General features: G+C 55.9%; 12 protein-coding genes and 1 pseudogene. 10 read left to right on the top strand and 3 right to left on the bottom strand.

Annotation, left to right across the window (positions count from 1 at the left end; all coding sequences use genetic code 11):
• The first annotated feature begins 78 nt into the window (after window positions 1-78).
• From ONR75_RS08585 to ONR75_RS08565, 5 genes and pseudogenes are all read left to right on the top strand, one after another.
• A complete protein-coding gene (locus ONR75_RS08585; RefSeq protein ID WP_265082217.1) occupies window positions 79-1,086 on the top strand; it encodes an ABC transporter permease in 1,008 nt (335 codons plus the stop codon).
• A 4-nt stretch (window positions 1,087-1,090) separates the two neighbouring features.
• Window positions 1,091-1,978, top strand: a complete 888-nt coding sequence (locus ONR75_RS08580) for an ABC transporter permease (RefSeq protein WP_265082216.1) — start codon at window positions 1,091-1,093, stop codon at window positions 1,976-1,978.
• Window positions 1,975-2,853 (top strand): ABC transporter ATP-binding protein, encoded by an 879-nt coding sequence (locus ONR75_RS08575; protein WP_265082215.1) that lies wholly within the window; start codon window positions 1,975-1,977, stop codon window positions 2,851-2,853. Before ONR75_RS08580 ends, ONR75_RS08575 begins: the two co-directional genes overlap by 4 nt.
• Window positions 2,846-3,698: pseudogene (locus ONR75_RS08570) on the top strand (ABC transporter ATP-binding protein). Before ONR75_RS08575 ends, ONR75_RS08570 begins: the two are co-directional and overlap by 8 nt.
• Before the next feature lie 258 nt (window positions 3,699-3,956).
• A complete protein-coding gene (locus ONR75_RS08565) occupies window positions 3,957-4,202 on the top strand; it encodes a helix-turn-helix domain-containing protein (RefSeq protein WP_265082214.1) in 246 nt (81 codons plus the stop codon).
• 8 nt (window positions 4,203-4,210) lie between these two features.
• Here ONR75_RS08565 and ONR75_RS08560 read toward each other — a convergent pair whose 3' ends face one another.
• Window positions 4,211-4,498: a hypothetical protein gene (locus tag ONR75_RS08560; protein WP_265082213.1), complete on the bottom strand. Its 288-nt coding sequence runs from the start codon at window positions 4,496-4,498 to the stop codon at window positions 4,211-4,213.
• Window positions 4,499-4,886: 388 nt separating this feature from the next.
• On the opposite strand from ONR75_RS08560, the gene ONR75_RS08555 reads away from it, so the two are divergent.
• From ONR75_RS08555 to ONR75_RS08535, 5 genes are all read left to right on the top strand, one after another.
• A complete protein-coding gene (locus ONR75_RS08555; protein WP_265082212.1) occupies window positions 4,887-6,014 on the top strand; it encodes a hypothetical protein in 1,128 nt (375 codons plus the stop codon).
• Between the two features lie 472 nt (window positions 6,015-6,486).
• Entirely contained in the window at window positions 6,487-7,425 is a 939-nt protein-coding gene (locus tag ONR75_RS08550; protein ID WP_265082211.1) for an MBL fold metallo-hydrolase, read from the top strand.
• A 246-nt stretch (window positions 7,426-7,671) separates the two neighbouring features.
• Window positions 7,672-8,868: a cytochrome P450 gene (locus tag ONR75_RS08545; protein WP_265082210.1), complete on the top strand. Its 1,197-nt coding sequence runs from the start codon at window positions 7,672-7,674 to the stop codon at window positions 8,866-8,868.
• A gap of 50 nt (window positions 8,869-8,918) precedes the next feature.
• On the top strand, window positions 8,919-9,182 hold the full coding sequence (locus ONR75_RS08540; RefSeq protein ID WP_265082209.1) for a 2Fe-2S iron-sulfur cluster-binding protein: 264 nt from the start codon (window positions 8,919-8,921) through the stop codon (window positions 9,180-9,182).
• A gap of 208 nt (window positions 9,183-9,390) precedes the next feature.
• Complete coding sequence (locus ONR75_RS08535; protein ID WP_320109743.1) at window positions 9,391-10,425, top strand: NAD(P)/FAD-dependent oxidoreductase; 1,035 nt, start codon at window positions 9,391-9,393, stop codon at window positions 10,423-10,425.
• Between the two features lie 76 nt (window positions 10,426-10,501).
• On the opposite strand, the gene ONR75_RS08530 is transcribed toward ONR75_RS08535, so the two are convergent.
• A complete protein-coding gene (locus ONR75_RS08530; protein ID WP_265082208.1) occupies window positions 10,502-11,407 on the bottom strand; it encodes a helix-turn-helix transcriptional regulator in 906 nt (301 codons plus the stop codon).
• Window positions 11,408-11,672: 265 nt separating this feature from the next.
• Complete coding sequence (locus ONR75_RS08525; RefSeq protein ID WP_265082207.1) at window positions 11,673-12,041, bottom strand: DoxX family protein; 369 nt, start codon at window positions 12,039-12,041, stop codon at window positions 11,673-11,675.
• Between the last annotated feature and the right edge of the window lie 161 nt (window positions 12,042-12,202).

Here is a 12,202-nt window from a genome sequence, read left to right as displayed (position 1 = left end):
CGGTGACTTTCGCTACGGAGGTGGACACTCCGTACGTAGCGACCTCCGAAACATCGACATAAAGACGATGATTGATAGATGAGCCCCATCACTCTCCTCAAGCGATTGATCATGGCAATTGGTACGCTCTTCGGCGTTGCCGTCGTCGTTTTCCTGTTGCTGCGCGTCGTCCCCGGCGATCCGGTCTCAATGATGATTTCGCCAGGCGCCAGCCAAGCCGATATCGCGGCACTGCGTGTCCAATACGGACTTGACGGAAGTATGTTTAAACAATTCGTCATCTGGATTTCGGCTGCACTACGCGGTGACTTCGGTGTCTCGATCTCGCTGCGCCGCGACGTTCTGCAACTGCTTGGAGAACGACTTCCGGCCACGATGGAACTCGCGATCGCCGCACTCGAATTTGCGGTCATCTTGGGCGGAACTGTCGCCATCGTCGGGACCATGGCGCGACGAACCGCGCTGGAGTCGACGATCGATGCCCTCAACGGTTTGTTTTTAGCGATTCCCGACTTCGTCTGGGCCCTGGCACTGGTGCTCGCGTTCGGCGTCTTTCTTCCGATCCTGCCGCTAACTGGAAGGATCGATCCTAGCGTGAGTTCAGGGATGGCGACGCCATTCTATTTTGCAGAGAGTATATTGCGGCTCCGGTTCGACGTATTGGCGGACGTCTCCAGGCATCTCGTGATGCCAATTCTAGCACTTGGGCTGCCACTGGCGGCTGTGATCGCCCGGGTGCTCAAGGGCTCGCTGAACGAGGCCATGGCCCAGGATTACATTCTGCTCGCCAGGCTCAAGGGAATGTCAAAGCTGCGGCTGGTCCTGCAGGAAGCGCTGCGAAACGCCATCGGACCCACGCTGGCACTCACCGGTGTGCAATTCACATTTCTGATCGGCGGCACCGTGATCGTGGAACGCATTTTTGCCTATCCGGGAATCGGCAATATGGCGATCGATGCGATGATCAACCGAGACCTTCCGCTCATCCAAGGGCTTGTTCTGATGTTTGCCGTTATTTTCATTGCTATCAATATTACTGTCGATCTGCTCGCCGTCGTTTTCAATCCAAAGCTCCGTAGGGGCTAGTGCAATGACCCGTGAAGCCGTCATTAACGCAGACCCGAGCAGTTCAAAACGATGTCTACCGACGATCTTGCGCGAGCCCAAGGTGACGATTGGTGGCGGTTTCATCCTGCTGCTGATCTTGATCGCCGTTTTTGCGCCATCGATCGCGCCGAAGAACCCGCTCGATCAAGACCTGATGCTCGCGTCCCTGCCACCGGTTGGATTTGACGGTAACGAGCCAGGCTATTTTCTCGGTACCGACACTCTCGGTCGTGACGTGCTATCGCGGCTCATCTTCGGAACCCGAGTGGCGATGACCGTGGCCTTCGTAGCCGCGGGCCTAGCCGCGTTGCTCGGGACTACGCTCGGTCTCCTTGCCGGCTGGTATCGTGGTTGGGCCGATGTCGCGATCTCGCGGCTGGTCGACATATGGATGGCTTTCCCACCGGTGCTGCTCTCGATCCTGCTCGTCGCCATGTTCGGCGCCGGACTGCGTTCGGTCGTTACCGCAATCGCGATCATCGACTGGACCCGCTTCTGTCGCGTCGTCCGAGCCGAGACAATGGCGCAGGCCCAAAGCGAATATGTCACGGCCGCCCGCGCCGTCGGCTTTCCTGGCCATCGCATCCTGACGCGCGAGATCCTGCCCAATATCGTACCGGCGTTGTTGGCTTTGATAAGCCTGGAAATGGGGATTGCTATCGTCGTTGAGGCCATCCTCTCCTTTGTCGGCCTGTCGGTCTCCTCCGATATCCCGACCTGGGGAGGTATGATCGCAGCGGGCCGTCAATCCATCTACCAGAGCTGGTGGGTGCTGGCGGCTCCGTTGGTCCTACTGTTTGCAACCGTCCTCGCGTTCAACCAGCTTGGCGAAGGGCTTCGCCGCGCTCTCGATCCGGTGCTCCGCCGATGACCGAACCCATTCTCCGAATTCGTAATCTCAGCGCCGTCTCGGACCTCGACAGCGGCACGCCAATTCTACGCCGAGTCAACCTTGAGGTCGCGCCGGGCGAGACGCTTGGCCTGGTCGGCGAAAGCGGGGCCGGCAAGTCTACTATTGCCAAGGCGCTGCTCGGCGTGCTGCCGCACACCGTGCGAATCACGCAAGGCGAGATCGTCTTCGACGGCCATAACCTGCGCACACTGCCGCCGCACGCGTTGCGCCAGATATTCGGCGATGTCATCGCGCTCATCCCGCAGGACCCCCTGACGGCGCTCAATCCCGGCCGGCGGATCGAGTTGCAGCTCACCGACGGCTTGCGCATGCGGCGCGGTATGTCTTGGCGCCAGGCGCGCGAACGCGCGATCAAGCTGCTCGACGAGGTCCACATCTCCGATACCGAGCGTGTGATGCGATCCTATCCACATGAGCTCTCTGGCGGTATGCGACAGCGCGTTCTGATTGCAGCTGCCTTTGCGCTTGAGCCTAAGCTGATCATTGCCGACGAGCCGACCACCGCGCTCGACGTTACCGTGCAAAAACAGATCCTGCGGCTGATTCGCGGTCTTCAGGAGGCGCACCGCACCGCGGTTGTTTTCGTCACACACGACCTCGGCGTCGTGGCACAGATCTGCGACCGCGTTACGCTGCTATTCGCTGGCACGGTGATCGAAGCCGGAAAGACGGCGGAAGTACTGGAAACGCCGACGCACCCTTACACCAAGGCACTAATTGCCGCCGGCCCACGCTACGACCAGCCTGGCGTGGGGCTCGCGCCTGTGCCCGAAGACATCATCAAAACTCTGCGAGCAGATATCGTCGCCTATGACGGAGGGAGCTATGTCTGAGCCCTTGATCTCTGCGACCGGTATTGAGGTCGTCTACGGCAGACACCGCCGCTCCCAAAGCAACGCCGGTGAGCACAAGGTGCTGCACGGCATCGATATTTACATCGATCGTCACGAGACCGTAGGGATCGTCGGCGAGTCGGGTTCCGGAAAGTCGACCCTTGGCCGAGCGCTGCTGAGACTGACTGAGGTTACCGAGGGCAGCATTTCCTTCGACGGGACGGACATAACACATATGCCGGAGCGGCAGATCAGGCCAATGCGGCGGCGCATGCAGATGATCTTTCAGGATCCGATGAGCTCGCTCAATCCTCGGCGGAGCATACGCCAAATATTGACGGAGCCTCTTTTGTTTCATCTCGTGGCGAAGAATAGCGCCGACGCAGAGAGACGCGTGCGATTTTTTCGATCGTGTCGGCCTACCCATCAGCTGTCTTGATCGTTCGCCGCAAGAGTTGTCAGGCGGGCAACGACAACGGGTTGGAATCGCGCGTGCAGCTTTGCTTGAGCCAGATTTTGTCTTGGCAGACGAGATCGTCTCCGGCCTGGACGTCTCGACGCAGGCCCAGACCTTGAACCTATTGAAATCTCTGACCCGCGAGATGGGGCTCGCAATGGCTTTTATCAGTCATGATCTCTCGGTGATCCGATCAGTATGCGACCGTGTATACGTTATGCGCCATGGACTAGTTGTCGAGCACGGTCGATGTGACGACATTTTCGCGAATCCGACGGATCCCTACACCAAGCTTCTCATAGATGCGATCCCCCTGCCGCGCATCGACCCGGGTTGGCTCGATCGCGGAGCGACAGAGGTAACCAACGAAGCCGCTCTGACGAATTGATGCCAGAGGCGGAGGGGCGGCGTGCGACGCAGGTTCAATAGTGACGGGAATGATCATTTCGCGTGTCACGGCGCTTATAGACTTCGTATTGGATTTTGCCGCGGCAGCCTCGTTCGATGCGGTTTAGGCGAGTTCGCTACACTCACGGCAGTTACCGTTTCGGCAAACAATCCGGTGCAAGGGGATTTACCCCGGACTGAGCAACGATAGGCCGTAATACATGACTGTTTTTGCCAACGCGTATTTACAGGACTTGGCATGCTGACGGTTACCAACCAGATCAAGGCGGCGCGGGCGTTGCTGGGATGGGGTCAATTCGAGTTATGTAAACGGGCTGGAGTGTCTATATCGACCATTCGGCGTCTTGAGGCCTCCGAAGGATTCATTGAAGCCCACTACGGCACTGTCGTGAAGGTCTGCGATGCGCTGAAATGCGCTGGCATCCACTTCATCGATGGTCCGAATTATGGAGTTCAGCTCACGAATCGGGAAGGTTCACTTTGACTGGTCGATCACTTCTCTACCGCGTGTCCCGACGGCACATCCGGGACGTTTCTCTGACCAGCATGTGGATAGATTGAACGGCGACCATCGCCGCTACTACGCTCATTCGTGATCCGGATTTCAGTGGCGACGAGATCCATGAACGAGGTCGCGATCACGCTGCCATCACCTTGCATGGCTCTGCCTCGCTCATCGATTGTTGCGCGGACCGGTAACGCATGGAGCAGCGCGGCGGCGAGCTCGCTGCTCGTTTCGATGCGACGGCGCAGGCATGGCGTTGCGGTCGATATCGACACGCTGATATAGCCAGCAACGCCTTCGCCAGCATCGAGGGCGCCGTGAGGAGAGGCTGGGATACGAGGAATGAATGAGGAGGCCGACCGCAACCCAACGCATCATAGCGAGCATTCAACGAGGCAGTATCGTTTCTGATGTGATCCGCGCACTTTGAGAAATTGATCGAAGCAGCATGATCGATCGATCATTACTCAAGGAGATATAAAATATATCATTCCAGCTATTATTCTTCTCATAATTGATATCACTGTCGTATTATTATGACGAGCATACTAAATGCGACACCAAGACATCTCATCATCTTGAGCTACGGGTTCTCACAGACGATGATCCTCCATCGAATGATAGCCGCTTCTTGGGCCGTTCGTTTCAAATTGGGGGACTTTGATGCATTACTTTAATCGGACAATAGCGATCACGGCTTGCTTAATAGCAATAACGGCTGGGACAATTCAATTTGCTGCCGCAGCTGATCAAGATGCGCCAGCGCTAAGCAATTCGTTTAAGGCGCCTTCGAAGCCTGCCGATCTGCCATTCTTTCTTATCGTCGACAATCGGGTCACATATTCCTGGATGCCCAAAGGTGTCGATCCGGGCATGTTCAGTGCTCGACCGGACGGCTCAATCAACGGCACGACGCCGAAGAGCGTCTATTCGTTCACCCACTTCGATGCGTGGCAATACGGTACCAACTTCCTGACCTTCTCGATGCTCAAGTCGGGTCACAACGATGCGGCCAGTCCCTGTGTAGCACCTGGGGTCACCATTACCGGGGCTGTGGCAGATTGTGCGGGCGCCACGGAATTCTTCGGTCTTCTGCGCAGCACTTTCGGCCTCAATGAAATCTTTGACACCAAGGCCTTCAGCCTAGGACCTCTGCGCAATATTTCGTTGGAAGTTGGGGCTTTCGGTGAAACGACGAATACCTTTCTCGCTCCCGCCGATCGCCAATTCGTCGCCGGTTTGCAATTCGCGTTCGATCTCCCTTACAAGGGCTTCTTCAATGTGGCGCCCCTGGCATACAAAGAATTCAATCACATCGCTTTCACTCAGTGCGGTCTGTTTGGTCCAGGCGTTCCCGGCGTGAGCTGCCAGGCCGACGGCAACATCGAATTCAAAACCACATGGGCAATCGAGACGAATTGGTACATGGACTTGGGCTTCCTCCCGGAGAATATGCAGTTTTTCTCCATCAGTGGCCGCGCGAGCTGGATCGGACCGAAGGGCGACTCGAATGGGCTCCCGGCGCTCTCCGGTGTTGGACGTTTCAGTACCGCGAGCAAAACGGAGTTTAACAGCGAGCCGATCCGCTTGACGTTCGATGCCGGTAAAGCCTTCATGGGTCCGAAGCATGCGCACGCTGTCGATCTTTGGGTGGCCTACTCCTATTGGCAAAACGTGCACGGTCTTGACCATAACGCAACGCCCGGCGTCTGCACGGTCGCCGCATCCGGCCAGAGTACTAAGAGCTGCACGCAATCCACGGTCTATACTGGCATTACAGTGAAGTTCTGATCTTTGCTCGTGCTAGATTCGCCGTAGCCGAACTGAGCGGGATGGCTTGCCTCGGGGCGAACCTCCCGCTCTTTTTTTACTCTACGGCGGATTCAGCGATCTTCCTGAAACTCCAGCGTTGTTGGAACATGTTCGGCGCGTTCCGGCGCGCTGTCGGAGTTAGCCGCAAGTCGAACAGGACGCCGGCACGACAGCCGGGCTGCCCGTTGACGGACGCCTATGGCGGCTTGCGAGCATCGATCGTCGGACTTTCCGTCGCATGAGACCTTGATGAGGAGAGGCACGCCCGGATCCGCTGCTGGGAGGTCTCTGCAGAGTACCCTGCTGACGCGGGTCCACAACGTGAAACGCGCGTTTCTCATAAAGCCAGGCGCATGGCAGGATTCGGCAGAAGGCATCATGAATTTGCAGGATACCCAGTCTTGATGATGTCAGTTTCGTGACTGGCGTATTCCGCAACGGGAGACATGACATGAAGCTGCCCCCTCTTTTAGACGTTCATCCGGCTCGTGACACAGACTATTCGATTTGGCCTCTCGCTTACTGTCAGTCGCATATGCCGTACGACTTCTTTGGGGGCTCGGGTCTTTACAGCAACAAGGGCATCGTCACGGTTCCGATGATCTACACACTGGTCGTCGGCGGCGAAGTCGGCGGCAAACAGCATGTGGCTCTTGTTGATTGCGGCTTCCAGAAGGGCGAATGGCTGAAGCGTTATTCCTTCTCGGGCTGGGAGGAGCCAAAGGACGTTCTGGAAAGGGTGGGCTTCTCACCGGAGGACGTGGACGTCATTTTGGTCACCCACATGCATTTCGATCATATTGGAAATTTTCGCGCGTTCCCAAACGCCAAACTGTATATCCAGCTCGACGAATATCTCGGGTGGTCGGAAGCAGTATGTAGCGCCCACCAGAACATGAACTCTGACGAAGAGAGAGCCTGGATACTTTCGTCGTTTGACCCAGAAGATCTTGTTCACGCCGCGGAGGGATTGGCCACGGGTCGGCTCTGCTTTGTTCGTGGAGAGGAAGAAATTCTGCCGGGCATCACGGCTCATCTCGCTAAAGATTCACACACGTTTGGCACTCAATTCTTTATGATCCGGACGCATAATGGACCATTCGCGGTCGCTGGAGACGCCGTCTATTGGTACTCGAATGTCGAGAAGATGTGGCCGCCAGGGTACAATCAAGGCAACTCATTCAACCAAATCAAAACGTTTCTGCAAATGCGCGAATTTTTGAAAAACGAGACAAATCGCATTATTCCCGGTCACGATCCAGTTCTCTGGCAGCGCCATCTAACCTGGGTCACTGCTAGCGGAAACCAGGTCGCTGAAGTCAATTTGCGCGACGGAGACAAGTCTCGAAAGCCTTATATCATACCGGCTTTTACGCCGGAATCGTCTTGATTGACTACGTGAACCGCCGGCATTTGGCGATGGTTCGAGGCATCGTCAAGCAGAATCGGTTTCCGGAGGAGATCGGGAAAGATCTCCAGATGCCGTTGAGTGCTTACGTGAGCCGCGGCTGGCCGAGGATCGATGCTCGATCCGACTCGCGGCGGGAAGAAGCATATTAAATTGGATTAAGAAACGTAACCTGCGCCAAGGCAAGAGCAGTCAACACCAAGCCGCGACCACAGAGGAGGAATACCAATGCTCGACACGAATAATCGAATTCCCCAATCTGATTACGATCCCTATCACGACGGCGCGTTGCCCCATCCTTTTCCGGGCTATGACATGCTGCGCGACATGGGTCCGGTTGTCTGGCTAACAAAATACGAGATGTATGCCTTGACGCGCTATTCGCCTGTCAGGCAGGCGCTCAGCGATGACGCAAATTTCGTGTCTGGACGAGGCGTGATGATGAACGATCAACTAAACACTCTTCTGGTCGGCAACACACTCTGCAGCGATGGCGATATGCACACCCGCCTTCGTAAAATTACAGCTGCTCCCATGACACCAGGTGCCCTCAAGGGTCTGCAGGACGAGATCCGCATGGAGAGCGAGGGGCTCGTCGACCGGTTGCTGGGCGATCGGGGCGGACGGTTCGACGCGGTCAAGGACCTTGCTCAATATTTGCCGCTGAAGATCGTGTCGAACGCGGTTGGCGTTGCCGAAGAGGGGCGCGAACGGATGCTGGAATGGTCAGAAGCCGCCTTCAATTGTTTCGGTCCGGCGAACGAGCGCACGTTGCGGTCGCTTCCGGTATTGGGGGAGATGGTGGAATACGCTAGCAGCCAGGCGGTGCGTGGCAAGCTTCGCAAGGGGAGCTGGGCCGATGCCATCCTCGATGCGGCCGACAGTGGCGCCGTTCCCAAAGAAGCCGTCTCAGTTCTAATGGGCGACTATCTTGTACCAAGTCTTGACACCACCATCTCTGGCATTGTCTCGGCTGTATGGCACTTCGCACGATCGCCCGATCAATGGGACAAGGTGCGCAATGACAATGCGTTGGTGCGCAATGCAGTAAACGAGGTGTTGCGACTCGAAGCTCCGCTGCAGGGTTTTAGCCGATATGTTGCCAATGACGTTCAGATCGATGGAGTCACTATTCCCAAAGACAGCCGTGTGATCTGTTTCTATGGTGCGGCAAACCGGGACCCGCGACAATTCGAGAACCCAGACCGCTTCGACGTTACCCGGCACAACGCGAACATGCATCTCGCCTTCGGTTTCGGTACACATCAATGCTTGGGCATGAACCTTGCTCGCCTGGAAATCGTATCCCTCTTAACGGCCTTGCTGAGCCGCGTACGGCGCTTCCACATCCGAAATGAAAAACGGCTGATGAATAACGTTGTGCGCGCCTACGAATTACTCGAAGTAGAGGTTGAGTTTGACTGACGCACGAGACAAGCCGTCAGGTTCACGTCTAAGACGTCGAGGATGTCGTCATGGAAACACTTATCCTTAGCATCGAATTGGGAGACGCGACGACTGTTACTGCAACCGCGGGCGAGACATTGATGCGTATTGCATTGGATAACGGCATCACAGGAACCTCCGCAAACTGCGGCGTATCGACGAGTTGCGGGATCAGCCACGTTTATGTGGCACCGCAATCTATTAACTGGTGTCCTATGCGTGGCAAGACTGCAGAGGAGTTGCTAGCCGTCGAAGCCTCTGAATTGCGCAACAATTATCGCCCAGACTGCTAACTCATTATGCGGCCCGAAATGGATGGAATGATTATGCACCTACCCGAAAGCCACTTTTGATGACCGAGCGCGTATTGGTGGTCGGCACCGGCCAAGCAGGCTTCCAACTTGCCGCAAGCTTGCGACAAAAGGGTTTTGCGGGCGACATTACATTGGTAGGTGATGACGCCTCCCTCCCTATCAGCGCCCGCCTCTTTCGAAGGCCTACCTGAAAGAGGGTAACGAAGAGAGACTGTACTTACGCAATCTGTCTTTCTATCACGAGAATCGGATCTCCCTCTTGCGCGAACGGCGCGTCACGGCATTGGATCGTCGAGAAAAACGCATTACACTGGATGACGGGCGACATCTTGATTGGGATATTCTGGTTTTGGCCACCGGTACTCGGATCGCCTCACCACCGATCAAGGGGGTTAGTCTACCGGGCGTCCATGCCTTGCGATCCATTGAAGATGCGCGGCGCCTGCGTAGCGAAATGGCCACGATGCGGCGCGCCGTCGTGATCGGAGGGGGCTTCATTGGGTTGGAGTTCGCCGCGGTCGCGCGCGAGGCGGGTATCGAAGTCAGTATTGTCGAGAGTGCAGGACGATTGATGGCACGGGCCATCTCACCTCAGATGTCGACAATCGTGCAACAGATTCACTGCGAGCATGGGGTTTCGATATTCCTGAACAGATTCGCTGCATCTGTGGATGCGCAGTCGGATGGTCGGGTGTGCGGGGTGTCGCTGAGCGACGGATGTTTCCTGCCCGCCGACTGCGTAATCTTGGCGACCGGGGTTATTCCGAATACCGAGCTTGCAGAGGCGGCCGGATTGAGTGTCCGCAACGGTATCGTAACAGACCGCTATCTGACGACCGCGGATCCAACGATTCACGCCGTCGGAGACTGTGCGGCTTTTCCCGATCCATTCGGCCCTACACTCATTCGTCTTGAATCGGTACAGGCAGCAGTCGATCACGGACGATGCCTTGCCGAGGTGATTGTGGGCCGCCCTGCTCCTTACGCGGCACTGCCGTGGTTTTGGAGCGATCAGGGCAAGTACAAACTACAAATTGCGGGCTTAGCCGCCCCCGACGACACGGCACGTCTGACACAAACCGAAAAAGGCGGGCAGGTCGTGGTGCGGTCACGGAATGGGCTCGTCACGGCAGTCGAGACTCTGAATGCTCCCGCCGTGCATATGTCTGCACGCAAACTTCTTGCTGACGGCCCTGCGCGAGATATCGCTCTCAGCATCTGAGCGATTGATTGACCCTCGCCAAACTTGCATGCCGGGAGCAGTGTAGTGGCGCATTCTGGGAGACCCTTGCCAAGGCCTACGCAACAGAATCGTGGGACGCTTTCCGATAGCTGCCAGGAGTAACGCCTGCGATCCTTCGGAAAACATGGGTCAGGTGCTCTTGGTGCGAAAATCCGCAGTCAAGCGCAATTTCTGCTATCGAATTTGTTGTATGTCGAAGAAGGCGCTTGGCGCGCTCTACGCGTTGCACCACGATAAACTGATGAGGTGATTTGCTCGTGGCATTTTTGAATTGGCGGGAAAAATATGACGCGCTATGACCGATCAGATCGCTCAGGTCCTGCAACCGTAAATGGCTGTCTAGATTTTGGTCAATGTGGTTCCTAATTTTTTCCAACTGCGCGCTGGTCAGCCCTTTGTCGCACTCCGGTTCCTGGATGGCTTGAGCATTTATCCAGACGAGCCGAGTTGCAATCGACAATGCTACCTGATCTGCATAAAGATTTGATCGATCGGAACGCTTAGCCGCAACTCGCCATGCTTCCATGATCAGCTGCTCCAGCAACTCATCTTTTATAGCGAACAATGGCCGGTAGCTTATTTTGCCAGACACATACCCTAGCTGGTCCGCAGCCTTTCGCATGACGGTTGAGCTCAAATACAGGTGGATTGTTTCCAACTGATCTCGCAAGGTAATGCTAAACTTGCGACCAGCCGGCCAGAAACCTATGCAGCCAGGAGAAACGACTTTACTGCTGGGATTGTCATCGACATTTCCGTCTATGCGCACCGGGCCAGTCAAATGCAAGACGATGAGATGATGATCCAAGGGGTGAAGGTCGGCATGAAAAGGCGCTTCACTCTGATATGAAACGAACAACGAGGACCAGCCGCAGTTTTCGGTGGAAAACCGCACTTGGCAAGTCGGCAAGGTCAGCAGACCGTGCGTGTCGGCGAAGGTAAAAGTCCGAAAGAGACGCATCTCTAGCCGATCTCGATATACCCGCATAAATGTAGGATTAACGATCGCTCGCCGTCAATGGATTAAACTATGAGGCACACCTTAACGCTTGAGCATGTTGGAAACGTTCGAGTTTTCTGTTCTCACAAGTGGGGGCCGCTAAGTTGTCCCATTCTGCTTAGCTTCACCCACGGCATCGACGTCAATAAGCTCCAGTAAAAGCGACACGTCGTCTTAAGACGCCTGAGACGCACGACCAGCCGAGCGCGATCCAAGAGCACTGGGATTAGGTTGTCGCGTGAAGCGCGACGACCAACGAGCACAGCGCCCAAAACACGTGGTATTCGCAACCGCCGAGATTCCAGCTCCATTCGCCGCCAGAAACCTTCAGCACGGAAGCTGCGGCGGTCAGCATAAATATCGCCGATATCCAGCCGGCGAACGTCATGAATATCCCGAACGTCATGCAAACAGTAACGGTTATCTCAACGAGAAGCGACGTGTAGACAAACAGTGCGACCGGACGAAACCCGGCAGCTTGAAAAAATCCGAACACACTGTCACGTGCCGTGAATTTGGCGAGGCTATGAGGGATGTAGGCAAGTCCACAAATCAGACCGAGTTGGCGGATCGGATCGGCAAGATCTAGATTCATTCGACTATCCTTGAAGTGATGCGACGTGAACATGGCGCCGCCCATTCGCAAGTTCGTTCGATTCAAAACCGACAAGGGCGCGCGTAATATGCCGTTGGCGGACTTCGTGCATCGATAACGACGACATAAACGCGCCCGAACTTCAGAAGGAGCATGCCGAT

Source organism: Rhodopseudomonas sp. P2A-2r (assembly GCF_026015985.1).
GTDB lineage: Bacteria > Pseudomonadota > Alphaproteobacteria > Rhizobiales > Xanthobacteraceae > Tardiphaga.
Note: the sequence above shows the minus strand (reverse complement) of the source record. Positions and strands in the feature narration are given on the sequence as shown.